20 protein-coding genes, 10 tRNA genes and 3 rRNA genes are annotated in these 24462 nt (G+C 49.0%); all 33 read left to right on the plus strand.

The annotated features are described in order from the left end of the window. The first annotated feature begins 21 nt into the window (after nucleotides 1-21). Nucleotides 22-1773 (plus strand): DNA polymerase III subunit gamma/tau, encoded by a 1752-nt coding sequence (gene dnaX / locus MHI21_RS00760; protein ID WP_342419206.1) that lies wholly within the window; start codon nucleotides 22-24, stop codon nucleotides 1771-1773. 43 nt (nucleotides 1774-1816) lie between these two features. After that, nucleotides 1817-2128 (plus strand): YbaB/EbfC family nucleoid-associated protein, encoded by a 312-nt coding sequence (locus MHI21_RS00765; protein WP_013308226.1) that lies wholly within the window; start codon nucleotides 1817-1819, stop codon nucleotides 2126-2128. Nucleotides 2129-2155: 27 nt separating this feature from the next. Further along, entirely contained in the window at nucleotides 2156-2755 is a 600-nt protein-coding gene (gene recR, locus MHI21_RS00770; protein WP_103050204.1) for a recombination mediator RecR, read from the plus strand. 214 nt (nucleotides 2756-2969) lie between these two features. Continuing rightward, nucleotides 2970-3281, plus strand: a complete 312-nt coding sequence (locus MHI21_RS00775; protein WP_342419207.1) for a DUF2508 family protein — start codon at nucleotides 2970-2972, stop codon at nucleotides 3279-3281. After that, nucleotides 3278-3553 carry a pro-sigmaK processing inhibitor BofA family protein gene (locus MHI21_RS00780; protein ID WP_025719099.1) on the plus strand — a complete coding sequence of 92 codons (276 nt, stop codon included), beginning with the start codon at nucleotides 3278-3280 and terminating at the stop codon, nucleotides 3551-3553. Before MHI21_RS00775 ends, MHI21_RS00780 begins: the two co-directional genes overlap by 4 nt. Before the next feature lie 362 nt (nucleotides 3554-3915). Further along, nucleotides 3916-5471: ribosomal RNA gene (locus MHI21_RS00785) — 16S ribosomal RNA — on the plus strand. A gap of 118 nt (nucleotides 5472-5589) precedes the next feature. After that, a 5S ribosomal RNA gene (rrf, locus tag MHI21_RS00790) occupies nucleotides 5590-5706 on the plus strand. Between the two features lie 38 nt (nucleotides 5707-5744). After that, nucleotides 5745-5821: transfer RNA gene (locus tag MHI21_RS00795), tRNA-Ile, on the plus strand. 21 nt (nucleotides 5822-5842) lie between these two features. Further along, nucleotides 5843-5918: transfer RNA gene (locus tag MHI21_RS00800), tRNA-Ala, on the plus strand. Between the two features lie 180 nt (nucleotides 5919-6098). Then, a 23S ribosomal RNA gene (locus tag MHI21_RS00805) occupies nucleotides 6099-9025 on the plus strand. Together the 16S, 23S and 5S rRNA genes with 10 tRNA genes alongside form the textbook arrangement of a ribosomal RNA operon. A gap of 130 nt (nucleotides 9026-9155) precedes the next feature. Next, nucleotides 9156-9247: transfer RNA gene (locus MHI21_RS00810), tRNA-Ser, on the plus strand. A 31-nt stretch (nucleotides 9248-9278) separates the two neighbouring features. Further along, nucleotides 9279-9355, plus strand: a tRNA-Met gene (locus MHI21_RS00815). A 10-nt stretch (nucleotides 9356-9365) separates the two neighbouring features. Continuing rightward, nucleotides 9366-9441: transfer RNA gene (locus tag MHI21_RS00820), tRNA-Val, on the plus strand. Between the two features lie 4 nt (nucleotides 9442-9445). Then, nucleotides 9446-9521, plus strand: a tRNA-Thr gene (locus tag MHI21_RS00825). A 23-nt stretch (nucleotides 9522-9544) separates the two neighbouring features. Next, a tRNA-Asp gene (locus tag MHI21_RS00830) sits at nucleotides 9545-9621 on the plus strand. 78 nt (nucleotides 9622-9699) lie between these two features. Next, a tRNA-Phe gene (locus MHI21_RS00835) sits at nucleotides 9700-9772 on the plus strand. Nucleotides 9773-9781: 9 nt separating this feature from the next. Beyond that, nucleotides 9782-9867 (plus strand) — tRNA-Tyr (locus MHI21_RS00840). Nucleotides 9868-9874: 7 nt separating this feature from the next. After that, nucleotides 9875-9947, plus strand: a tRNA-Lys gene (locus MHI21_RS00845). Between the two features lie 159 nt (nucleotides 9948-10106). Then, nucleotides 10107-11249, plus strand: coding sequence for a helix-turn-helix domain-containing protein (locus MHI21_RS00850; protein WP_342419208.1), 1143 nt, complete (start codon nucleotides 10107-10109; stop codon nucleotides 11247-11249). 103 nt (nucleotides 11250-11352) lie between these two features. After that, nucleotides 11353-12477, plus strand: a complete 1125-nt coding sequence (gene ugpC, locus MHI21_RS00855; protein ID WP_025720744.1) for a sn-glycerol-3-phosphate ABC transporter ATP-binding protein UgpC — start codon at nucleotides 11353-11355, stop codon at nucleotides 12475-12477. Between the two features lie 349 nt (nucleotides 12478-12826). Continuing rightward, a complete protein-coding gene (gene hprK / locus MHI21_RS00860) occupies nucleotides 12827-13765 on the plus strand; it encodes an HPr(Ser) kinase/phosphatase (protein ID WP_013308232.1) in 939 nt (312 codons plus the stop codon). 43 nt (nucleotides 13766-13808) lie between these two features. Further along, nucleotides 13809-14864, plus strand: coding sequence for a prolipoprotein diacylglyceryl transferase (gene lgt / locus MHI21_RS00865; protein WP_209949910.1), 1056 nt, complete (start codon nucleotides 13809-13811; stop codon nucleotides 14862-14864). Then, a complete protein-coding gene (gene ppaX, locus MHI21_RS00870; RefSeq protein WP_342419209.1) occupies nucleotides 14861-15514 on the plus strand; it encodes a pyrophosphatase PpaX in 654 nt (217 codons plus the stop codon). Before lgt ends, ppaX begins: the two co-directional genes overlap by 4 nt. Continuing rightward, nucleotides 15511-16005, plus strand: coding sequence for an acyltransferase (locus MHI21_RS00875; protein ID WP_134902363.1), 495 nt, complete (start codon nucleotides 15511-15513; stop codon nucleotides 16003-16005). The genes ppaX and MHI21_RS00875 overlap by 4 nt, the downstream gene beginning before the upstream one ends. A 146-nt stretch (nucleotides 16006-16151) precedes the next feature. Continuing rightward, nucleotides 16152-17303: an acyltransferase gene (locus MHI21_RS00880; protein WP_342419210.1), complete on the plus strand. Its 1152-nt coding sequence runs from the start codon at nucleotides 16152-16154 to the stop codon at nucleotides 17301-17303. A 341-nt stretch (nucleotides 17304-17644) separates the two neighbouring features. Then, nucleotides 17645-18850 (plus strand): ATP phosphoribosyltransferase regulatory subunit, encoded by a 1206-nt coding sequence (locus MHI21_RS00885; RefSeq protein WP_342419211.1) that lies wholly within the window; start codon nucleotides 17645-17647, stop codon nucleotides 18848-18850. Then, nucleotides 18847-19491 (plus strand): ATP phosphoribosyltransferase, encoded by a 645-nt coding sequence (gene hisG / locus MHI21_RS00890; protein ID WP_342419212.1) that lies wholly within the window; start codon nucleotides 18847-18849, stop codon nucleotides 19489-19491. The genes MHI21_RS00885 and hisG overlap by 4 nt, the downstream gene beginning before the upstream one ends. A gap of 69 nt (nucleotides 19492-19560) precedes the next feature. After that, a complete protein-coding gene (gene hisD / locus MHI21_RS00895) occupies nucleotides 19561-20874 on the plus strand; it encodes a histidinol dehydrogenase (RefSeq protein ID WP_342419213.1) in 1314 nt (437 codons plus the stop codon). Further along, nucleotides 20858-21466, plus strand: coding sequence for an imidazoleglycerol-phosphate dehydratase HisB (hisB, locus tag MHI21_RS00900; RefSeq protein ID WP_342420163.1), 609 nt, complete (start codon nucleotides 20858-20860; stop codon nucleotides 21464-21466). The genes hisD and hisB overlap by 17 nt, the downstream gene beginning before the upstream one ends. Before the next feature lie 3 nt (nucleotides 21467-21469). Beyond that, nucleotides 21470-22099 (plus strand): imidazole glycerol phosphate synthase subunit HisH, encoded by a 630-nt coding sequence (hisH, locus tag MHI21_RS00905; RefSeq protein ID WP_342419214.1) that lies wholly within the window; start codon nucleotides 21470-21472, stop codon nucleotides 22097-22099. A 95-nt stretch (nucleotides 22100-22194) separates the two neighbouring features. Continuing rightward, nucleotides 22195-22926, plus strand: coding sequence for a 1-(5-phosphoribosyl)-5-[(5-phosphoribosylamino)methylideneamino]imidazole-4-carboxamide isomerase (gene hisA, locus MHI21_RS00910; RefSeq protein ID WP_023986478.1), 732 nt, complete (start codon nucleotides 22195-22197; stop codon nucleotides 22924-22926). Between the two features lie 11 nt (nucleotides 22927-22937). After that, nucleotides 22938-23696, plus strand: coding sequence for an imidazole glycerol phosphate synthase subunit HisF (gene hisF / locus MHI21_RS00915; RefSeq protein ID WP_013308248.1), 759 nt, complete (start codon nucleotides 22938-22940; stop codon nucleotides 23694-23696). Continuing rightward, the gene (hisIE, locus tag MHI21_RS00920) at nucleotides 23693-24427 is read left to right on the plus strand and encodes a bifunctional phosphoribosyl-AMP cyclohydrolase/phosphoribosyl-ATP diphosphatase HisIE (RefSeq protein ID WP_342419215.1); all 735 of its coding nucleotides are present in this window, start codon (nucleotides 23693-23695) and stop codon (nucleotides 24425-24427) included. Before hisF ends, hisIE begins: the two co-directional genes overlap by 4 nt. Nucleotides 24428-24462 lie beyond the last annotated feature (35 nt).

A 24462-nucleotide genomic window follows, 5' to 3' on the forward strand; every position in this document is an offset into this window, starting at 1 on the left:
TGGGAAAGAGGGTAACGCGCATTGGAACATATAGCGTTGTACCGTGCTTGGCGGCCGCAGGCTTTCAAGGACATGGTAGGACAACAGCATATTATCCAGACATTGCAGAATGCCATCCGCGAAAATCGCACGTCCCATGCCTACCTGTTCAGCGGTCCACGAGGAACAGGTAAGACGAGTGCGGCCAAAATTTTGGCCAAGGCTATCAACTGTGAGCATGGACCTGCGCCGGAACCTTGCAACGAATGCGAAGCCTGTAAACGGATCACGGCCGGAGCGGTCATGGATGTACAGGAGATTGATGCAGCCTCCAACCGGGGCGTTGAAGAGATTCGTGATTTGCGCGATAAAGTCAAATATGCGCCCACAGAAGTGCGGCACAAGGTTTATATCATTGATGAAGTGCACATGCTGACGACGGAAGCGTTCAATGCGCTGCTCAAGACACTAGAAGAGCCGCCGCCACACGTGATGTTCATATTGGCTACGACTGAACCACATCGGATTCCGGCGACAATTATTTCGCGTTGTCAGCGGTTTGACTTCCGGCGGGTATCGCTGGAAGAACAGACAGAGCGGCTTGACCTGATATGTCAACAGGAGAACATACAGGCTGATTCAGATGCACTGCAGTACATTGCGCGTCTTTCAGATGGCGGGATGCGAGATGCAGTTAGCGTTTTGGACCAGATATCCTCGTTTACAGATGGTCGGGTTACTTATCAGCAGGTGCTGGATATGACGGGAGGTATTGCGTCCGAGCAATTCGGTAAGCTTGCCTTGGCATTGCTGAAAGAAGATGTGGGCACGGTGCTCCAAATGATCGAGAACTTTATGCAGGAAGGTAAAAGTGCGGATAAGTGCATGGAGAATCTTCTGTACTATTTCCGAGACCTGCTAATGATCAAGATGGTGCCTCAGGCAACCAAAATGACGGAGCGAGTGCTAGATCCAGTGCGATTTAAGGAAGTGGCAGATGCTTTTACCAAGGAGCAGCTCTTTGCGATGATTGACACCCTTAATCGTTATCAGAGCGAGATGAAGTATGCTGTTCAGCCGCAAACTTTGTTTGAGGTAGCTCTGTTGAAACTATGCAGTATTCCGGGGGAAGCAGGAGCTGTTGTTCAGCCGGCCGCACAGCGCTCTGGTGCTGCAGCTGAGCAGGAAGATGTGGTAATGTTGAAGCGCCAGCTTGCTGAGTTGGAAAAGAAACTGGAGCGCGCGCTGCAAGGTGGATTGGGCGCTGGAGCTGGACAGGAAGCATCGTCGGGCGGCCGTCAGGCTTCCGGCGGTCGTGCCCCTGCTCCGCGGATTTCAGCGCCGGCCAAACTCCCCTCTCAGTTGGATCGCTATATCGCTGAGAAGTCGAGCGAAGCATTCGCAGCAGCGGGGCGTAAGTGGAGTCAGATTTTACAAGGGGTAAAAGAGGCGAAAGTTACGGTTCATGCCTGGTTTATGGACGGTGAGCCAGTTTCTGTGTTAGAGGACAGTGTACTGGTCGCATTTAAGAACAATATTCATCGTGAAACTACCGAAAAGCCTGCCAATAAGCAGGTCATCGAGAAAGTATTGCATGAGCAGTTGGGTCATCCTTATCGTTTAGTAACGATGATGCAAAAGGATTGGAATGCTGCGATTGAAGGAGTTTCCGACCAGCCTGCCGAAGAATTGCAACTGGAGCCGGAGCATGATACGCCGGGAAAGTCCAAGGAGCCCTGGATTGATGAAGCTATTCAACTTTTCGGGGAAGATCTGGTAGTCATTAAAGATTAAATCAAGTGTCTAGATGTATACTTCATTAAAGGAGATGATTGAAATGAACAATATGAACCAAATGATGAAGCAAGTGAAAAAAATGCAGGAACAAATGCTGAAAGCCCAAGAGGAACTTGGCGGAAAAGTAATCGAAGGTACTTCTGGCGGCGGTGTTGTGACGGTGGAGGTAAATGGACATAAAAAAGTGTTGTCCATCACGATCAAACCGGAAGCCGTAGATCCTGATGATGTAGAAATGCTGCAAGATCTTGTACTGACTGCAGTCAATGATGCTTTGTCCAAAGCAGATGAACTGGCTAATGATGATATGGGTAAATTTACAGGCGGCATGAAAATTCCGGGCTTGTTCTAGTCTGCTGCATAAAGGAGAAACACGCTATTGTATTATCCGGAGCCGATTGCAAAGCTAATTGATGCTTTTACGCGCCTGCCAGGAGTAGGGCCGAAGACGGCTGCCCGGTTGGCCTTTCACGTACTGAAAATGAAGGAAGATGATGTGATTGACTTTGCCAAAGCGCTGGTCAATGTAAAACGCAATCTGCACTTCTGTTCTGTCTGCGGCAACATTACGGATACGGACCCTTGTCGGATCTGTCAGGATAAGACGAGGGATGCTTCCGTCATTTGTGTTGTTCAGGATTCCAAGGATTTGGTGGCTATGGAGCGTACCAAGGAGTTTAATGGTTTTTACCATGTGCTTCACGGGGCGATATCTCCTATGGAGGGAATTGGTCCTGAGGATATCAAACTCAAGGAATTACTGAATAGACTCAGTGATGAACGCGTCAAGGAGCTGATTTTAGCTACGAACCCGAACATTGAAGGAGAGGCCACGGCCATGTACATTTCTCGGCTAGTGCGTCCTTTTGAAATCAAGGTTACTCGTATTGCTCACGGATTGCCAGTGGGTGGAGATTTGGAGTATGCTGACGAGGTTACCTTGTCCAAAGCGTTGGAAGGCCGTAGAGAGCTCAATTAATAGGTGTATTTATACGTTATAAATAGGGAGTCTGGAATGTCCTTAGGGTATTCTCGACTCACTTGGGGGAGCCGCTATGGCTCCTTTTTTATTTGCGGAGATAGATGGCAGTATAGATCGTTCCTGGTTCTAAGTTTGTCCTTTGTTCAATAAGTATGAATAAGGTAATCTTGCAGACTGTGCACATAATTCAGCTTGTGAGGAGGATGAACGGATGTGGGAACGGGTGAAACAAAATTTCCGTCGTCAGGAGAATGGCAAATCAGAAGCGGAGTATCGGCAGGAGTTGTTTGCCCAGATTCGGGCTTCGCATGCGGAATGGTTAAGAGCGCATCGTTTATTTCATGAAGCAACGGGTAAAGATGAGATCGACTACGCTATATTTGTTCTAGAAGCTGCAGAACGTAAATATCAGATACATTTAAAAAGTGCGAAACAGCAAGGCCTGCATCGTTTCCATCTGCCTGCAGATGAACCGGGGTATGCCAATGATACGGATCGTGTTCACAAGCGGAGAGCTGAATGAAAGGGGCGGTCTGGCTAGTTCTGATTGCCTGTGTCGGGATGCTACTATTTCTAATCTTAAAAAAACGTTTGGGTATCGGCTGGCTTGTAGTATTCGGGGCGCATATGGGCCTGGCAGCCATCGCATTGTATGTTATCAATTATTCAGGGTGGATTACGCAGGTGTACATCCCAATCAATCCAGTGACAATGGGGGCGGTAACGATATTAGGTTTGCCTGGGATTGTCCTTTTACTGGGATTGAAAATAGTATTATTCGGACAGGCTATATGAAAACTTAAATGTTATTATTTTCTATTTTAAAAATACAGTTGACGGCGAATTCAAAAATGTGATACATTAATTCTCGGCCCTTAAAGCCCGGGAATTTTTTTGTGAAAACAACATTTAAATGAAATTAAAAAATAATTTTTAAAAAAGTGTTGACTTAAATCCCAAATGTGTGTTATATTAATCAAGTCGCCGCTGAGATGCGGTGGTGAAACAAAGTAAGACATAATGCAGGTTTGATCTTTGAAAACTGAACAACGAGTGAGTAAAATGATTTTGTTCGCAAAATCAAACAAGAGATATTTTATCTCGTCAGTTTCAACATGAGCTTATCGCTCTTTCTATAAACCAGCTTCGGTTGGTCTTTAATGGAGAGTTTGATCCTGGCTCAGGACGAACGCTGGCGGCGTGCCTAATACATGCAAGTCGAGCGGGGTTATGTAGAAGCTTGCTTCTACATAACCTAGCGGCGGACGGGTGAGTAACACGTAGGCAACCTGCCCACAAGACAGGGATAACTACCGGAAACGGTAGCTAATACCCGATATATCCTTTTCCTGCATGGGAGAAGGAGGAAAGACGGAGCAATCTGTCACTTGTGGATGGGCCTGCGGCGCATTAGCTAGTTGGTGGGGTAAAGGCCTACCAAGGCGACGATGCGTAGCCGACCTGAGAGGGTGATCGGCCACACTGGGACTGAGACACGGCCCAGACTCCTACGGGAGGCAGCAGTAGGGAATCTTCCGCAATGGGCGAAAGCCTGACGGAGCAACGCCGCGTGAGTGATGAAGGTTTTCGGATCGTAAAGCTCTGTTGCCAGGGAAGAACGTCTTGTAGAGTAACTGCTACAAGAGTGACGGTACCTGAGAAGAAAGCCCCGGCTAACTACGTGCCAGCAGCCGCGGTAATACGTAGGGGGCAAGCGTTGTCCGGAATTATTGGGCGTAAAGCGCGCGCAGGCGGCTCTTTAAGTCTGGTGTTTAATCCCGAGGCTCAACTTCGGGTCGCACTGGAAACTGGGGAGCTTGAGTGCAGAAGAGGAGAGTGGAATTCCACGTGTAGCGGTGAAATGCGTAGAGATGTGGAGGAACACCAGTGGCGAAGGCGACTCTCTGGGCTGTAACTGACGCTGAGGCGCGAAAGCGTGGGGAGCAAACAGGATTAGATACCCTGGTAGTCCACGCCGTAAACGATGAATGCTAGGTGTTAGGGGTTTCGATACCCTTGGTGCCGAAGTTAACACATTAAGCATTCCGCCTGGGGAGTACGGTCGCAAGACTGAAACTCAAAGGAATTGACGGGGACCCGCACAAGCAGTGGAGTATGTGGTTTAATTCGAAGCAACGCGAAGAACCTTACCAGGTCTTGACATCCCTCTGACCGGTCTAGAGATAGACCTTTCCTTCGGGACAGAGGAGACAGGTGGTGCATGGTTGTCGTCAGCTCGTGTCGTGAGATGTTGGGTTAAGTCCCGCAACGAGCGCAACCCTTATGCTTAGTTGCCAGCAGGTCAAGCTGGGCACTCTAAGCAGACTGCCGGTGACAAACCGGAGGAAGGTGGGGATGACGTCAAATCATCATGCCCCTTATGACCTGGGCTACACACGTACTACAATGGCCGGTACAACGGGAAGCGAAATCGCGAGGTGGAGCCAATCCTAGAAAAGCCGGTCTCAGTTCGGATTGTAGGCTGCAACTCGCCTACATGAAGTCGGAATTGCTAGTAATCGCGGATCAGCATGCCGCGGTGAATACGTTCCCGGGTCTTGTACACACCGCCCGTCACACCACGAGAGTTTACAACACCCGAAGTCGGTGGGGTAACCCGCAAGGGAGCCAGCCGCCGAAGGTGGGGTAGATGATTGGGGTGAAGTCGTAACAAGGTAGCCGTATCGGAAGGTGCGGCTGGATCACCTCCTTTCTATGGAGAATCGTTTCCTGCAATGGAAACATTCAAATATGAAGCGTATGCTTCAAAACTCAGGTTTAGGCCTGTTACTCACTCGTTGCTCAGTTTTGAGAGCTCAAACTCTCGAACGTTTGGTGGCGATAGCGGAGGGGTTCCACACGTACCCATCCCGAACACGACCGTTAAGCCCTCCAGCGCCGATGGTACTTGGACCGCAGGGTCCTGGGAGAGTAGGACGTCGCCAAGCGCAACCACTAAAGAAGAACTTCTTTGGTGGTTTATTATGGGCCCTTAGCTCAGCTGGTTAGAGCGCACCCCTGATAAGGGTGAGGTCGGTGGTTCGAGTCCACTAGGGCCCACCATATAACTTTATATTTCCTTTTGGGGCCATAGCTCAGCTGGGAGAGCGCCTGCCTTGCAAGCAGGAGGTCAGCGGTTCGATCCCGCTTGGCTCCACCAAAAAGATTTATTATCATTGCACCTTGAAAACTGGATACCGAAACGAAATTGCGTTTTAGAATATTCCTTTAAGCTGATCTTGTGTAAACAAGTGAAATAAAGGTAGCTGCCTTGAATTTCATTCACACATTCGTGTTGAACCGAAATTCAAAGCAAATCGTATTTACGATGTAAATACTAGGTTAAGCTACAAAGAGCACACGGAGGATGCCTAGGCGCCAGGAGCCGACGAAGGACGTGGCGAACAACGATAAGGCCTCGGGGAGCTGTAAGCAAGCTTTGATCCGGGGATGTCCGAATGGGGAAACCCGGCTGTCTTCATCGACAGTCACTTTCTGCTGAATACATAGGCAGAATAGAGGCAGACCAGGGGAACTGAAACATCTAAGTACCCTGAGGAAGAGAAAACAATAGTGATTCCGTCAGTAGCGGCGAGCGAACGCGGATTAGCCCAAACCAAGGAGCTTGCTCCTTGGGGTTGTGGGACGTCTCACATGGAGTTACAAAGGAACCGGTTAGATGAAGAGGTCTGGAAAGGCCCGCCAGAGAAGGTAAAAGCCCTGTAGTTCAAAACTTGTTCCCTCCGAGACGGATCCCGAGTAGTGCGGGGCACGTGAAACCCCGTATGAATCCGGCAGGACCATCTGCCAAGGCTAAATACTCCCTGGCGACCGATAGTGAAGCAGTACCGTGAGGGAAAGGTGAAAAGCACCCCGGAAGGGGAGTGAAATAGATCCTGAAACCGTGTGCTTACAAGAAGTCAGAGCCCGATCTATGGGTGATGGCGTGCCTTTTGTAGAATGAACCGGCGAGTTACGTTCCCGTGCAAGGTTAAGGTGAAGAGCTGAAGCCGCAGCGAAAGCGAGTCTGAATAGGGCGAATGAGTACGTGGACGTAGACCCGAAACCGGGTGATCTACCCCTGTCCAGGGTGAAGGTGCGGTAACACGCACTGGAGGCCCGAACCCACGCATGTTGAAAAATGCGGGGATGAGGTGGGGGTAGCGGAGAAATTCCAATCGAACCCGGAGATAGCTGGTTCTCCCCGAAATAGCTTTAGGGCTAGCCTCGGAAAACAGAATCGTGGAGGTAGAGCACTGATTGGGTGCGGGGCCCGCAAGGGTTACCAAGCTCAGTCAAACTCCGAATGCCATAGATTTAGTTCCGGGAGTCAGACAGTGAGTGCTAAGATCCATTGTCGAAAGGGAAACAGCCCAGACCATCAGCTAAGGTCCCCAAGTGTGTGTTAAGTGGGAAAGGATGTGGAGTTGCACAGACAACCAGGATGTTGGCTTAGAAGCAGCCACCATTGAAAGAGTGCGTAATAGCTCACTGGTCGAGTGACTCTGCGCCGAAAATGTAACGGGGCTAAACACACCACCGAAGCTATGGCTTGATGCAATGCATCAGGGGTAGGGGAGCGTTGAATGCGGGTTGAAGGTGTACCGTAAGGAGCGCTGGACTGCATTCAAGTGAGAATGCCGGTATGAGTAACGAAAAGATCTGTGAGAATCAGATCCGCCGAAAGCCTAAGGGTTCCTGAGGAAGGTTCGTCCGCTCAGGGTAAGTCGGGACCTAAGGCGAGGCCGATAGGCGTAGTCGAAGGACAACAGGTCGAAATTCCTGTACCACCGTAATCCGTTATGAGCGATGGGGTGACGCAGTAGGGTAGTGACGCGGACTGATGGATGTCCGTCTAAGCAGTGAGGCTGATGTGTAGGCAAATCCGCACATCGTTAAGGCTGGGCTGTGATGGGGAGCGAAAATTGTAGTAGCGAAGGTCATGATCTCAGACTGCCAAGAAAAGCCTCTAGCCAGGAGAAGGTGCCCGTACCGCAAACCGACACAGGTAGGCGAGAAGAGAATTCTAAGGCGCGCGGAAGAACTCTCGTTAAGGAACTCGGCAAAATGACCCCGTAACTTCGGGAGAAGGGGTGCCTCGGTAGGGTGAATAGCCCGAGGGGGCCGCAGTGAAAAGGCCCAAGCGACTGTTTAGCAAAAACACAGGTCTGTGCGAAGCCGCAAGGCGAAGTATACGGGCTGACGCCTGCCCGGTGCTGGAAGGTTAAGGGGAGTGGTAAGCCTTCGGGCGAAGCTATGAACCGAAGCCCCAGTAAACGGCGGCCGTAACTATAACGGTCCTAAGGTAGCGAAATTCCTTGTCAGGTAAATTCTGACCCGCACGAATGGCGTAACGACTTGGGCGCTGTCTCAACGAGAGATCCGGTGAAATTTTAATACCTGTGAAGATGCAGGTTACCCGCGACAAGACGGAAAGACCCCATGGAGCTTTACTGCAGCTTGATATTGAATTTGGGTACGATCTGTACAGGATAGGTGGGAGCCGTAGAATCTTGAGCGCCAGCTTGAGAGGAGGCATCCTTGGGATACCACCCTGATCGTATCTAGGTTCTAACTTGGTACCGTGATCCGGTGCGAGGACAGTGTCAGGTGGGCAGTTTGACTGGGGCGGTCGCCTCCTAAAGAGTAACGGAGGCGCCCCAAGGTTCCCTCAGAATGGTTGGAAATCATTCGAAGAGTGCAAAGGCAGAAGGGAGCTTGACTGCGAGACCTACAAGTCGAGCAGGGACGAAAGTCGGGCTTAGTGATCCGGTGGTACCGCATGGAAGGGCCATCGCTCAACGGATAAAAGCTACCCTGGGGATAACAGGCTTATCTCCCCCAAGAGTCCACATCGACGGGGAGGTTTGGCACCTCGATGTCGGCTCATCGCATCCTGGGGCTGAAGTAGGTCCCAAGGGTTGGGCTGTTCGCCCATTAAAGCGGTACGCGAGCTGGGTTCAGAACGTCGTGAGACAGTTCGGTCCCTATCTGTCGTGGGCGTAGGAAATTTGAGAGGAGCTGTCCTTAGTACGAGAGGACCGGGATGGACGTACCGCTGGTGTACCAGTTGTTCCGCCAGGAGCACCGCTGGGTAGCTATGTACGGAAGGGATAAGCGCTGAAAGCATCTAAGCGTGAAGCCCCCCTCAAGATGAGATTTCCCAGTATGTAAGACCCCTTGAAGACGACGAGGTAGATAGGTTGGGGGTGGAAGTGCAGTAATGCATGGAGCTGACCAATACTAATCGGTCGAGGGCTTATCCTAAGCATAAAACGCAAATAAGTTTCGGATCCAGTTTTCAGGGTGTAACCTTGAAATTGCGCTTGATATTCCAAATCACTTTGGTGAGTTAAAGAATAACTTGCGGAGTTTTGCTAAGCGAGTCCATTTATATGGAGAGATACCCAAGTGGCTATAAGGGGACCCTCTGCTAAGGGGTTAGACTGCGAAAGTGGTGCGAGGGTTCGAATCCCTCTCTCTCCGCCATTTAGGACAAGCTAGCAAAATATTATGTTATGGCGGTGTAGCTCAGCTGGCTAGAGCGTACGGTTCATACCCGTGAGGTCGGGGGTTCGATCCCCTCCGCCGCTACCATACATACCCAGGAGGCTTAGCTCAGCTGGGAGAGCATCTGCCTTACAAGCAGAGGGTCGGGGGTTCGATCCCCTCAGCCTCCACCATTGTGCCGGTGTAGCTCAACTGGTAGAGCAACTGACTTGTAATCAGTAGGTTGGGGGTTCAAGTCCTCTCGCCGGCACCATTTTTGAATTTTGAAAAATCTAGGGAACTGTGGTGTAGAGGCCTAACATGCCTGCCTGTCACGCAGGAGATCGCGGGTTCGAATCCCGTCAGTTCCGCCATTTTTCAATTCAATAGTTTTTCCGTACTAAAGTGGGAAGGGGTATCCCTCCGCACTTTATTTTTTTGTTAATGGGTATGGCTCGGTAGCTCAGTCGGTAGAGCAGAGGACTGAAAATCCTCGTGTCGGCGGTTCGATTCCGTCCCGAGCCACCTTTATATGGAGGATTAGCGAAGTGGCCAAACGCATCAGACTGTAAATCTGCTCCCTTACGGGTTCGGTGGTTCGAATCCATCATCCTCCACCAGTTTTACGAGCCATTAGCTCAGTTGGTAGAGCACCTGACTTTTAATCAGGGTGTCGAAGGTTCGAGTCCTTCATGGCTCATCAGAAGTCATCAACCTATAGTTGATGGCTTTTTTTGTGTTGTTTTAAGTTATGTTTTTATATAGCTTTTTTATTTTACGGTATCGACAGGTTATAATGAGTTCGTTATGTTCGCTTAGTGCTTATTCTATATTCTAAAAAAAGTGAAGTGGTGATCGCGTGACTCTGAATACAGAATGGATTCAGCAACAGCTTCAGAATATTATTCAAGCGCCTTTTACCATAGTACCTTGGTGCCCGGAAATGATGGCAGAGGGAGAGACAGCCGATTCAGTTATACCGGATAGATCGTTTGTCCATGACAACAAGCTATATTTTCCGTTTCGTGCGTCGGCAGGTGAACTGGCTGCCTTTGTGGTAGAGGCCAGATATTTGACGGATCGAGAACGGAAACTAGTAGAAGCGCTATTGGGGAACATGGAGCAGGTCTGGCAGAACGGTCCACAATTGTCGGATAACCCAGTTTATAGCGAGAAAGAGCGGATGAATCGTTTTGGACAATGGCTCATACAGCAGGCTGCCAATCTAAACAGGGAAGAAGAGGTTCCTGATGAATTGCAGCTTCGTGATTCGCTATCAGCGTGTATGGTTCCGATTTTACTGAATGGCGAGGGAACACAGGAGGGGGCTATTACCTATACGCAGCTCCATCGATTGTTCGCGAGCTATTTTGGAGGGGAAGTGCTGCTTACTCCATTGGACGAACAGTCTTGGCTGATTATGGCTAAAAAGGAGCTTTTATTAGGAGCCGACGATGAACGGGATAAAGACACTGAATCCAGGGATGCAGATTTTACGGAATCGCTGGAGGAGGTTCTTACAGCTTTTAGCTTGGGCCTATATGAGCTTATTGCGAATGAGTGGGTGGGTGTATTCCATTTGGCGGTTTCTAAGCCTTCGATCCCTTTGCAAAGTCTTCCCCAAGAGCTGAATTTGTTATGGGAGACGATACATCTGGGCAAGATTTTTCATGTAACAGAGCACATCCACTTTTCATGGGAGCTTCATTTAGAAAGGCTATTAAGCCGCATTCCCAAGGAACAACGTGTACTATTTTTAGAACAGGTAATGAAATCATCTGTCATACTGGAAGACTCAGAAACGATGGCTACATTAGATATCTTTTTTCAATTGGATTGTAATGTGAGTGAGACAGCTAAGCGTCTGTATGTGCATCGAAATACGTTAATTTACCGTTTGGACAAGATCAAACAGGAGACCGGATTGGACGTGCGGACGTTTAATGATGCGGTTTTGGTCAAGCTCTATCTCCTATTGTACAAAGTGACAAAAAGGAAATAGCATTTTTGTGCAGTTTGCGAATAGCCACGCTACGTGGACTAGGGTAAGATACAAGTAAGAAATGTATTCGATTTCATAACTTGATCTTAGGGAGGCAAAAGCTATGGCTGGTGTACGCTTAGAGCATATTTTCAAAAAATATCCGGGTGCAGATAAAGCTACGGTTGTTGATGTCAATTTGGACATTCGAGATAAAGAATTCCTCGTATTGGTTGGTCCCTCCGGTTGCGGGAAGTCTACTACACTTCGTATGATTGCTGGTCTGGAGGAAATTTCAGATGGTAAATTGTACATTGGGGATCGTGTTGTGAATGACGTGGCTCCAAAGGACCGCGATATCGCGATGGTATTCCAATCCTACGCCCTGTATCCGCACATGAGCGTGTACCAGAACATGGCGTTCGGTCTGAAACTGCGCAAAGTGAAGAAAGAAGAAATCGACAAGAAAGTACGCGAAGCTGCCAAAATCCTCGATATCGAGCACTTGCTGGAACGTAAACCTAAGGCGCTGTCCGGTGGTCAACGCCAACGTGTTGCTCTGGGCCGGGCGATCGTCCGCGATCCTCAAGTCTTCCTGATGGATGAGCCGCTCTCCAACTTGGATGCTAAACTTCGTGGTCAAATGCGTGCTGAAATCACTAAACTGGTGAAACGCCTTGAAACCACTTGTATCTATGTAACACATGACCAAATTGAAGCCATGACGATGGGTGATCGGATTGTCGTTATGAAGGATGGTATCATTCAACAAGCTGCATCCCCGGATGAACTGTACAACCGTCCAGTGAATCTGTTCGTAGCTGGTTTTATCGGTTCTCCTACGATGAACTTTATCACAGGTCAGCTGGTTGAAAAAGAAGGTGCATTGCATTTTACTGCGCCGGGTCTGGATCTGTTCGTACCAGAAGGTAAAGGACAGATTTTAAAAGCGAAGGGCTATATCGGCAAAGATGTGATCTTGGGTATCCGTCCTGAGGATATTCATGAAGAGCCTGTATTCTTGGAGGCTTCTCCGAATACGATCTTTACATCCACTGTGGATGTAACGGAAAATCTCGGTCATGAAATGCTGTTGTACCTGAGCGGTGCCGGAAATGATACGATTATTGCCCGTGTAGACGGACGTTCCAATACTCGTGATGGTGTCAAAGCGAAGTTGGCTGTTGATATGAACAAGGTTCATATTTTTGATAAGGAATCGGAATTGAGTATTCTGGTTGGCGAATAAAATTTGCCTCTGGAAGAGAGTCGCAGTTTTCCCCAAGCGGAGAACTGCGACTCTTTTTGTATATCGCATACGGCTACTAGCTTCGGCATTGCATTCATTGGAAAATTCCGATACGATGGGTACAATGGTACAGGTCTAGATGCAGGCAAGGTTCGTTGGCAAGGGTCCTAGATGGGATCAATCCTGCTGTCGGAATAGAGTTAGCCTGGAACCATAGTGTTAAATCAAGTGGAGTGTGGATTGATGCAGTGCAGCATAGACTGGCGTTGGGCTGTATGGTTAATAGGGTAAAGCTACATAAATCAAATAACGTATAGAATCCGGTGTTGCAGATGAAGGGGAGAATACAATGGCTAAACAGGTAAAGGTATCCGAGCTTGTACAGCAGTTTCAAATGGAAGTTATTTCTGGTGAAAAAGGTCTGCGAAGACTGATCACAGTGGATGATTTGAATCGCCCAGGTCTGGAGATGGCCGGGTATTTTGAATATCATACACAGGAGCGGGTACAGCTTCTGGGAAGGTCTGAGTTGGCTTTTCTGGGGATGCTTCCTCCTGAGGAGCGTCGGGATCGGATGGAGCGTCTGTGTACAGAACTGACTCCATGCATTATCATCACACGTGGCCTGGAGGTACCGGCTGAGTTAGTGGAGGCGAGCGCAGAACGAGATATTCCTGTACTGCGCACTAATATGGCGACGACGATTTTATCAAGCCGCATCACAGGCTTTCTCGAAAGAAAGCTGGCTCCTACGGCGACTATTCATGGTGTACTGTGTGACGTGTATGGCGTGGGAATGCTTATCACAGGAAGTAGTGGAATTGGTAAAAGTGAAACAGCACTGGAACTGGTTAAACGTGGACATCGCTTGGTAGCAGATGATGCGGTAGAAATTCGGCAAACGTCCGATTTTCAGCTGCATGGTACAGCACCTGAGCTGATCCGTCACCTGTTGGAAATTCGTGGCGTGGGCATTATTAATGTGATGACGCTGTTTGGTGCTGGTGCAGTTCGTAATAACAAACGGATTACATTGGTTGTCCGTCTGGAGGCATGGCAGCAGGACAAACAGTATGACCGTCTTGGTCTCGATGAGGAAACGACACGCATTATTGATACAGATGTTCCACTGGTTACGATCCCAGTTCGTCCGGGCCGAAACTTGGCTGTTATTATCGAGGTTGCGGCGATGAACTATCGTTTGAAACAAATGGGTGTTAATGCAGCCCTGCAATTTACAAACAAGCTGACTGCTACGATTTCTGAAGATATGGAAGAGATGGATTAAGGTTTGTTCGTTTGCAAGGAAGAACGAGGAGTGAGAGAAACATATGTCAACGGCAACATTACTGCTGAATCCGATCGCTTTTTCAATCGGGGCAATCAAGGTCCACTGGTATGGGCTTATTTTGGGGCTGGCGGCGCTTGTGGGTTTATATCTCGCCATCCGTGAAGGAAAAAGATTCGGTATTCCGCAGGACTTTTTTATGGATATGCTGCTTCTGGGTGTTCCATCAGCAATTATTGGAGCGCGTATTTATTATGTAGCCTTCAAATGGGAAGACTACCGAGATAATCTATGGGATGTTTTCAAAATTTGGAATGGCGGTATTGCGATATACGGTGCCTTGATCGGGGCCATTATATGTGCGGTCATTTATTTCCGGTATAAAGGGTATAATTTCTGGCGTATCGCTGATATTTGCGCACCAGGTCTACTAATCGGTCAAGCGATTGGACGCTGGGGTAATTTTGTCAATCAGGAAGCCTACGGTGGACCGACGGAAGAGACTTTTTTGCGAAATCAACTGCATCTGCCGGACTTCATTGTGAATCAGATGAACGTTAACGGGGTGTTCCATCACCCTACATTTTTATATGAATCACTGTGGAGTATTGTAGGTGTGATTTTGCTGCTCGTCATTCGTCGTATGAAATTTGTACGTGCAGGCGAAATGTTTGCTTTTTACTTCATTTGGTACTCGATTGGTCGTTTTTTCATCGAGCGTGTACGGACGGACAGTTTGGCTTTTCAGGGACCGGATTGGCTGGCTTCCTTTGTGAATGCTTTGTGGTCTCCTATGGTGTGGTTAGGGTTTGAACCAGGGCATCTGGACCCGAGTTACGGTAATGTACGGATCTCGCAATTGCTACCTATTTTCATTGTGGTAGCTGCCGTGATTTTCATTTTGGTTCGTCGCCGGAAGGGCACATCTGTTGCTCGGTATAGCGATCCGATTATCTCCAGTAAAGCGGGGATTGATCAGGTACCTGACGTGACGCCAGAACAGGTATCCCGTCCAGGACAGGACGTGGTTCCTCCAACAGCTACGGCGGATAAGCTACCTAAGGAAGACACGGACGAGGACAAGAAGGAGCATCTATGATAAATACGATTTTGTTTGATTTAGACGGCACCATCATGGACACGAATGAGTTGATTATCAGCACATTTCTACACATTTTGAATCATCCGGATGCTGATCCGCTGACGCGGGAGCATATTATTCCTCATATGGGTGGAACGCTGGACGATCAACTCCGTACTTTTTCGGGATTAACGGATGTATCTGGGTTAGTTAAGGACTACCGTGCTTATAATCAGATTCATCATGATCAAATGGTGAAGCCATTTCCATATGTCATTGAGGTTATTCAGGAGTTGCGTGCGAGAGGAATTAAGCTAGGGGTTGTGACCACTAAAATACGACCATCCACGATACGTGTACTTAATCTGTTCAATCTGACTTCCTCTATGGATTATATTGTGACGGTGGACGATGTAGAGCATACTAAGCCACACGCTGAGCCAGTCCTTAAGGCCTTAGCAGGCTTGAATGCTGAAGCAAAGCATACATTGATGGTCGGAGACAGTTCTTTTGATATTTTGTCAGCTCAGGCAGCAGGTGTGAAATCGGCTGGTGTAGCTTGGTCGCTCAAGGGCGAGGAAACTCTACGCGGATATGGGCCTGACTACATGTTGCATGATATGCGGGATTTGCTGAAGCTGGAGCTTCAAGGTGTCAATGTATCGTGAGAAAGGTGAACCGCTATCCTGTAGAAGGTCCCAATGCGTTGTGGCAGATTTATCGGACGGTGAGCCGCTGGAAAGGCATTAAGAACTTTATTTTTATACAGATTGCCCGGTATTGTCCTGTGCTTTCTCTGAAAAACGTCATTTACCGCAGAATGCTGGGGATGAAGGTGGGGCAACATGCGGCCTTCGGCCTGATGGTGATGGTGGATGTTTTTTTTCCGGAGCATATTACGATAGGGAACAATTCGGTCATTGGATATAACACGACGATACTGGCTCACGAATACCTCATAGAGGAGTATCGTATCGGTAAAGTGGTGATTGGTGATCATGTGCTGATCGGTGCCAACACAACCATTCTTCCGGGTGTCACCATTGGTGACGGAGCTATCGTAGCGGCCGGAGCGGTCGTGCATAAAGACGTGCCCGCAGGTGCATTTGTGGGTGGCAATCCGTTGCGTGATTTAAGACGCTCTGGTGTGGATGAGTAGTAAATAGCACAATAAGAAAGACCCCTTATGTATTAAGGGGTCTTTCTTGTGTTGTTTTTCTGTATAATAAGTGGGGTAATGCATGTTGATTATGTTTAAAAATTGATAAAAGACATATTTGCAAGGCGATATGGGAGCGTGTTGATTTGGTCAAAAAAGAACGTATACCAGAGCTTGATATTTACCGGGGAATATTAATTGCAGCCGTTGTTACCATTCATGCGACTTCAATGGCTTTAATTGATGCGCGTCATTCTCTATTGTTTTATCCTTTTTTATTTTTAAATGTGTTTAGTAGCTTTGCAGTGCCAGTATTTATTTTTGTGAGCGGGTTTGTTTTATTTTACAATTATGTCGATAGGCCGCTTCGTGGTAAGAATATGCTTGTGTTTTTCCGAAAAAGACTGATGTTTATTGTGTTACCGTACGTTTTGTTTTCTCTTGTGTATTATTTGACCTTGGTAACACGCGGGTTGATGCCGCTCAGTGATCTTCCGCTCGTGCTGTTAACGGGAAAGGCGTACACACATTTGTATTATGTCATCATCATCATCCAATTTTATTTGGTCTTCCCGCTGTTGTTGTGGGGAGTGCAGCGCTTATGTCATTGGATATCGAGTCCACGGAGAGCAGCCTGTATCATTTTGGCAGTAGGGTTAGTCATTCAATGGGGGTTTGTATTGCTGAACAAATACGTTTGGCAAGAGGAAAGAGGAAGTCTCGCGATTACGTATATCAGTTATTTTGCCTTGGGCGCAGCTGTAGCGATTGGATATGAAGGGTTTAAAAAGTGGCTTTTTCCAGTGTCAGGTACAGTAATTAGACGTGGTCAGTTGATCAGTTGGTGGGGGTTGTGGGTGGCTTGGCTACTCCTGGGTATAGCTTATGTACAAATATGGTTTGTAGCATACCGCAAAGCCATCTATGCAGACTCACTGATCTATGAACTGCTCCATAGTGCATATGCTCTCGTATCCGCGTTAGTGTTGTTTCAATGCTCGGTTTTATTATATCGTCATACTAACGATAGGCTGCGAATGTTAATCAGTTGGTTGGGGGCATGTTCTTTCGGTATTTATTTACTTCACCCGGCGTTACTGCGGGTGTATCGCAAGTTGGATTTGCATGGAACGCCGGTAGAATATATCTTCTCTGTTGCGGGTGGATGGTTGTTGGCGCTGTTTGGCTCATGGCTGATTGTGACGTTGTGTTTTCGATATGTACCATTCGCATGGATAGGTTTGGGCACGGTTCCGAAGTTTCCTTCCCGGAGTAAAGATGAACAGGTGAATAGCTAAATATTTTGAATTTGGACTGTTAGCTTAAGCTAGCAGTCTTTTTTTAGAGTATAGAATTTATAAATTTTTAGTGGAGCTGAACAACTCTATATGCACAAGAAAAATTAACGTAAGCGCGGTCTTGCTCCGTGAAAATACGTTGATAGATGTTTTTCATATAGGATTCATGTATTTTGCATTGGATAAAATATAGAGAGGGGCAGCAGCTTGGCGAATCTATAAAAAAGGGCTGCGCCGTTCGGTTGACGTTCACAAGTAGAGCATGATAATATATCGAATATACTTTAGTTTGTTAGCACTTTACCATGATAAAGATATTGTGAAATCATGAGGTGATAGAGATGTCTAAGCCAAAAGGATTCGAGATCCCTGTAGGGGTTCGAGATTATCTTCCGCGTGCAGTGTCGAAGCTGCGGGCCATTGAACTGAATGTACTCGAATGCATGGAGCGTTGGGGTTACCGCCAGATTATGACGCCTACGATGGAATACTACGATACGGTGGGAGTGGCTAGTTCTACTTCCGATCGGAAGCTGTTTAAATTACTCAATAACCGGGGGACCACGTTAGTGCTGCGATCGGATATGACCGCTCCAATTGCACGGGTGGTATCTTCGTTGCTAAAGGAAGAGGAAGTACCTCTCCGACTTTCCTATCACGCAAATGTATTTCGGGCGATTGAGGAAGAGGCAGGAAGAGAAGCGGAGTTTTTTCAGACGGGTGTGGAGCTGGTGGGTGATGATTCACCTGAGGCTGATGCAGAAGTTGTAGCATTGGCAATTGCATCATTACAGGCAGCAGGGGTGGCCTCTTTTAAAATTGCCATGGGACATGTGGGATTCCTGAACGGCTTATTTGAGGAAATCATTCCAGGCCGTCAGGCTGAACAACAAGCGCTAAAGGAACTGTTGCTCAGTCGTGATGTAGTGGGCTACCGAACAGCGATTGAAGCTTTGGGCTTGGCTCCCGAACATCGGGATAAACTTGAGGCTATTCTGCGGCTGCGCGGTGGAAAAGAAATTTGTGACCAGGCTACCCGTCTTAGTGTGGAGCAGCAGACGATTCAATCCATTGCACATTTGTGCGAGGTATGGGAAGTGCTGGAGGCTTACGGCGTATCTGAGCATGTGTTAATCGACCTTACCATGATCGGGGATTTTTCATATTATACAGGAATGACTTTTGAGGGCTATGCGGCGGAGATTGGGTTCCCGGTATGCAACGGAGGCCGCTATGACAATCTGCTTCAGCAGTTTGGTCGATCCGTACCTGCAACAGGATTTGCATTGAAAACGAACCGGATCGTCGATGGTGTGGATGGTATTCAAATGGAGGCGAAGCTTCCTGTACTTATCCGCTATGACGAACAGGGACGCCAAGAGGCGTTGTCCGTAGCGGCAGAGCTACGCGCAACAGGCCTTACTGTGGTAACAGGGCTCACGGACGGACCGGAAGATCGACGTCGTGAGCAGCGGGGCCTGTACGCAGAGGTATACAGCTATACAGCTGAAGGAAGACAGCCAGTACAAAGGAGGGAATTGCCGTGACGGAAACATTGAAGGTAGCCATGCCAAAGGGACGGATTTATAAGCAGGCTTCTGAGCTATTTCGCCGAGCGGGGGTTCCCATTCCGCTGGATGTGGACGAGACGCGCAAGCTGGTCATCCCACTGCCCGAGCTGGGCATGGAATTTATTATGGCGAAGCCCGTTGATGTTCCTACGTATGTGGAGTACGGGGCGGCGGACATTGGCATTGTGGGCAAGGATGTTTTGCTGGAAGAAAACAAGGATGTGTATGAACTGCTGGATCTCGGGATTGCCCGTTGTCGGATGTCGGTGATTGCTTTACCAGATTGGCAGCCAGGTATTCGTCAGCGGGTCGCTACAAAATATCCGAATGTGGCTTCCCAGTATTTTCGGGAGCAAGGCCAGCAGGTGGAGGTTATTAAGCTGAATGGCTCCATTGAGCTGGCGCCGTTAATTGGTCTGGCAGACCGCATTGTTGATATGGTAGAAACGGGGCAGACCTTGCGGGAGAATGGATTGGTCGAGCAAATCATCATACTGGATATTACCAGTCGTCTGATTGCCAATCGGGTCAGCTACCGGATGAAAAACAGCTCGATTCAGGCATTGTGTGATCGATTGCATCAGGTGATTCCAAATGCGGTGGCACCCCGGGAGTAAATGGACTAGAGGAATAAGCTAAGGGTTAAAGGGGCATTCTGCAAGCTGCAAGTAAGGGGGAATGGACAAATGAAGATCGTATCAGCCCGTGATTTCAGTCTCCAACGGGAGGTGGATTACGGCACACCTGAGCAAAATGAGGCTGTGCGTACCATTATTCAGTCGGTACGCCAAGAGGGGGATGAGGCTGTCCTGCGGTATACGCGATCGTTTGATGGTGTATCGCTGATAGCAGAGCAACTTCGTGTGACGGAGGAAGAATTGAAGGCGGCATATGATAAGGTAGAGCCTTCTTTTTTACAGGCGATTCGAGAGGCGGCGGGTAATATCCGTGCTTTTCACGTGAAGCAAAAACGTAATTCGTGGATGGACTTACAGCCAGATGGTAGCTTGCTCGGTCAAATTATCCGACCGTTGAAACGTGTAGGCGTGTATGTTCCGGGCGGTAAAGCAGCCTATCCATCCTCGGTGCTGATGAATGTTATTCCCGCTCAGGTGGCTGGTGTACCGGAGATTGTCATGGTGACACCCCCGGCGACAGGCGGCAAGGCAGGGATAGATCCATATACACTGGTAGCTGCGGCAGAGGCTGGTGTAACGGAAATATATAGGGTTGGCGGAGCGCAGGCGATTGCTTCTCTCGCTTACGGAACACATAGCATTGAACCAGTCGATAAAATTTGCGGTCCTGGCAACATTTATGTAGCACTGGCGAAACGCGAGGTTTACGGTGCGGTGGATATCGACAGTATAGCGGGACCAAGTGAAATTGTCGTGTTGGCTGACGATACAGCAAATGCCTCTTATGTAGCAGCTGACCTGCTTTCACAGGCAGAACATGACGAGATGGCCTCAGCCATACTGGTTACGCCTTCGCAACGCTTGGCCGAAGAAGTATCAGCTGAAGTACAGCGCCAATTGGTGGAGCTGCCGCGCAGAGATATTGCTGCTGCATCGGTGGAAGCATACGGGGCTATCATTGTCGTCGACACTTTGGAAGAGGGCATCCATATTGTAAACCGACTGGCACCGGAACATTTGGAAATTATGACAGAGCAGCCGATGGAGCATGTGGGTCTGATTGAAAACGCGGGAGCTATTTTCCTGGGAGCATACAGCTCGGAGCCAGTGGGCGATTATTTTGCCGGACCTAACCACATTATCCCGACGAATGGAACGGCGCGGTTTTCTTCGCCAGTGGATATTGATGATTTTATCAAGAAGTCGAGTATGATCTATTACAGCAAGGAAGCACTGCTGCGCAATGGAGAGACGATTATGCAGCTTGCCCGCCATGAAGGACTGGAAGGACACGCACGGGCGATACAAGTTCGATTGGACAATGAAAAGAAGGCGGTGGATGGCGATGGGGAACGAAAATAACGTAACAGAACGTACAGGCAGCGTCAGCCGAAAGACGAACGAAACGGATATTCAGCTATCTTTTGCAGTAGACGGCACAGGGCAAGCCGAGATTGAAACGGATGTTCCGTTTCTAAATCACATGCTGGATTTGTTCACCAAGCACGGACACTTTGACCTGAATGTACAGGCCAGAGGGGATGTTGATATCGACGATCATCATACCGTGGAGGACATTGGTATTTGTCTGGGGCAAACCTTGCTGGAAGCGTTGAGTGATAAAAAAGGAATTAAGCGCTATGCCAGCGTCTTTGTACCGATGGATGAGGCGCTCGCGCAAGTTGTCATTGATCTGAGTAACCGACCCCATTTTGAGTATCGTGCGGAGTATCCATCACAGCAGGTAGGGAGCTTTTCGACAGAGCTGGTGCATGAATTTCTGTGGAAATTTGCGTTGGAGGCTCGCATGACGCTACACGTCATCGTTCACTACGGGCAAAATACCCACCATATGATTGAGGCGGTGTTCAAAGCACTGGGACGTGCACTGGATGAAGCGACCTCCATTGATCCGCGAGTGACGGGAGTGCCTTCAACGAAGGGAGTGCTGTAGTCCATGTCCATTGCCATTGTGGATTACGGCAGAGGCAATCTGCATAGTGTGAGCAAGGCGGTTGAGCGTCTTGGCTATGAGGCTGTAGTAACGGGAGATGCCCAAGTGATTCGTTCCTCCAGCGGTGTGATTTTGCCGGGTGTAGGGGCATTCGGGGACGCTATGGAGCATTTGCGTTCCAGCGGATTGGACCGGGTGATTCGGGAGGTTGCTAGCGCTGGACAACCACTGCTCGGTGTTTGTCTAGGAATGCAACTATTGTTCACTCGTGGTGAAGAATACGGCAGTCACGAAGGGCTTAATATTTTACCAGGCGAGGTCGTTCGATTTGCTCCTGATCTGGGGGTTAAAGTGCCGCATATGGGCTGGAATCGTCTGTGTATGACTCAGCCGGATCACCCGTTGTTACAGGGCTTGGAGGAAGGACATGTGTATTTTGTACATTCCTATCATGCGAAGCCGGAGGTCGAAAGTGACCTGCTGGCGGTGACCGATTATGGCGGGCCCGTAACAGCTATCGTGGGCAGAGGCCATGTATATGGCATGCAGTTCCACCCAGAGAAAAGCGGGGCAATGGGGATGCGACTGCTTCGTCAGTTTTTGGAACTAGCGGAAGTGGAAAAGCGAGCGTAACGATTCGTGAGTATGCAGTTGGTGGTACGCCAACTTTGGTCGTTGATGGATGTAAAGGCATATAGATGTTGAATAGCTCACAAGGGGGTCATACTTTGTTCACGATATACCCGGCGATTGATATTCGCGATGGCAAATGTGTACGACTGGTACAAGGAGATTATAACCAGGAGACGATATACAACGAAAACCCGGTGGAGGTTGCCCAAGAATGGGAGCGTTTGGGCGGCTCTTACATTCATTTGGTTGATTTGGACGGTGCTAAAGCAGGTCAACCGGTGAACGATGAGCTCATTGGGCGCATCGCTTCTGCGGTGCAAGTGCCTGTACAAGTGGGTGGCGGCTTGCGTACACGTGAACATGTAGAGCGACTGTTGTCGCTGGGCGTGAGCCGTGTGATCTTGGGTACGGCAGCGATTGAGGACCGTGCTTTTACGGAAGCAGTATTGGGTACCTACGGTGATCGGATTGCCATTGGTCTGGATGCACGGAATGGCTATGTGGCCACCCGCGGATGGCTTGAAACCTCGGAGGTTCGAGCGGACGAATTGGCTGCTGAGTTGGCCTCCAAGGGAGCGGAAACGTTCATTTTTACAGACATTTCCCGCGACGGAATGATGCAAGGCCCGAATGTTGAGGCTATCGTAGCGCTTGCGAAAAGCAGTGGACGAACCGTGATCGCTTCCGGCGGTGTCAGCAAGATGGACGATCTAATCACGCTGAGCACCTATGCGAAAGAGGGTGTAGGCGGTGCTATTGTGGGTAAGGCACTGTATACAGGCAGCATTGATTTACAGGTCGCCGTACAAGCTGTAGCAAAGGCATAGGGGGAGTAGGCATGCTGGCTAAACGTATTATTCCCTGCTTGGATGTAAAGGATGGCAGGGTAGTTAAGGGCGTTAATTTTGTGAACTTACGTGATGCAGGCGATCCGGTGGAATTGGCGGCGCTTTATGACCGAGAAGGGGCGGACGAAATCGTATTTCTGGATATTTCTGCTTCAGTTGAAGGGCGTGCCACCATGGAAGAAGTAGTGCGTCAGACAGCTGGGGAAATTGCCATTCCTTTCACCGTAGGTGGCGGGATATCTCATGTCGATGATATGAAACGCATTTTGCGTGCCGGAGCTGATAAAATCGGCGTAAATACGGCAGCTGTCCGTAACCCTCAGCTGATTGCGGAGGGTGCGCGCAGCTTTGGCTCACAATGTATCGTTGTTGCCATTGATGCCAAGTACAACGAGGCGTGGGGCGAGTGGGAAGTGTATACGCACGGAGGCCGCACGCCATCTGGTATCCGAGCCTTGGCCTGGGCCAAGGAAGCTGAACAGTTGGGAGCCGGTGAGATTCTGCTGACCAGCATGAATGCGGACGGAACCAAGGACGGCTTTGACCTGCCACTGACTTCCGCGGTATCGGATACCGTCGGGATTCCAGTTATCGCTTCTGGCGGAGCAGGCAAACAGGAGCATTTCTATGACGTGTTTACGGCGGGCAAAGCGGATGCTGGATTAGCAGCAACGATTTTTCACTATAAAGAAATAGGAATCCCTGAGCTAAAACGGGATTTGAAGCGCAGAGGAGTGGAGATACGATGAGCAACGAATTGAACCAACAGCTATCTCTGGAGCAGATACTGGATAATGTACGCTGGAATGAGGCAGGACTTGTCTCGGCGATTGTGCAGGATGATGCTACGCTTCAGGTGCTTACGCTGGCCTACATGAACCGCGAGTCGCTGAAACTATCTTTGGAGTCGGGAGAGACCTGGTTCTGGTCACGTTCCAGACAGGAGCTGTGGCACAAGGGGGCTACTTCGGGGAATACGCAAAAAATCACCTCCATCCAGCTGGATTGTGACGGTGATGCCCTGTTGGTACGTGTCATTCCGAGCGGTCCTGCCTGTCATACAGGAGCAACGAGCTGTTTTTTTCGTAATATTTCCGCGCCAGGAACGGCTGTAGCAGCATCTGTTGCAGGAAATGCAGGAGACCACACGTTGGTAAATGATGTTTCCAGTGCTTCAGCAGACCGCTTTGAGGTACTTGCCCAGCTGGAGGCGATTATTAAGGAGCGCGAAGAGACACGTCCTGAAGGGGCCTACACGACTTATCTTTTTGATAAAGGTGTAGACAAAATCTTGAAAAAGGTTGGCGAAGAAGCATCCGAGACAATCATTGCCGCCAAAAATAAAGATAATGACGAACTGCGCCTGGAGGTCAGCGATTTGATTTATCACCTGCTGGTGCTGTTGCAGGAGCGCAAGCTACCGCTCGATGACGTGCTGGCTGAGTTGAATCGCCGCCATGAACGTCCTCGTCGTGATTAGTACGGTTTGTTGTAGTGTTGAAAGGGGGAGGGTCG

The organism is Paenibacillus sp. FSL H8-0168 (genome assembly GCF_038592955.1).
Classification (GTDB): Bacteria; Bacillota; Bacilli; order Paenibacillales; family Paenibacillaceae; genus Paenibacillus; species Paenibacillus polymyxa_B.

Bases quoted from the DNA above. Each gene is read 5' to 3' on its own strand.
- MHI21_RS00765 (WP_013308226.1), top strand. From the start codon at position 1,817: ATGAACAATATGAACCAAATGATGAAGCAAGTGAAAAAAATGCAGGAA.
- MHI21_RS00775 (WP_342419207.1), top strand. From the start codon at position 2,970: ATGTGGGAACGGGTGAAACAAAATTTCCGTCGTCAGGAGAATGGCAAA.
- MHI21_RS00780 (WP_025719099.1), top strand. From the start codon at position 3,278: ATGAAAGGGGCGGTCTGGCTAGTTCTGATTGCCTGTGTCGGGATGCTA.
- ugpC (WP_025720744.1), top strand. From the start codon at position 11,353: ATGGCTGGTGTACGCTTAGAGCATATTTTCAAAAAATATCCGGGTGCA.
- hprK (WP_013308232.1), top strand. From the start codon at position 12,827: ATGGCTAAACAGGTAAAGGTATCCGAGCTTGTACAGCAGTTTCAAATG.
- lgt (WP_209949910.1), top strand. From the start codon at position 13,809: ATGTCAACGGCAACATTACTGCTGAATCCGATCGCTTTTTCAATCGGG.
- ppaX (WP_342419209.1), top strand. From the start codon at position 14,861: ATGATAAATACGATTTTGTTTGATTTAGACGGCACCATCATGGACACG.
- MHI21_RS00885 (WP_342419211.1), top strand. From the start codon at position 17,645: ATGTCTAAGCCAAAAGGATTCGAGATCCCTGTAGGGGTTCGAGATTAT.
- hisD (WP_342419213.1), top strand. From the start codon at position 19,561: ATGAAGATCGTATCAGCCCGTGATTTCAGTCTCCAACGGGAGGTGGAT.
- hisB (WP_342420163.1), top strand. From the start codon at position 20,858: ATGGGGAACGAAAATAACGTAACAGAACGTACAGGCAGCGTCAGCCGA.
- hisH (WP_342419214.1), top strand. From the start codon at position 21,470: ATGTCCATTGCCATTGTGGATTACGGCAGAGGCAATCTGCATAGTGTG.
- hisF (WP_013308248.1), top strand. From the start codon at position 22,938: ATGCTGGCTAAACGTATTATTCCCTGCTTGGATGTAAAGGATGGCAGG.
- hisIE (WP_342419215.1), top strand. From the start codon at position 23,693: ATGAGCAACGAATTGAACCAACAGCTATCTCTGGAGCAGATACTGGAT.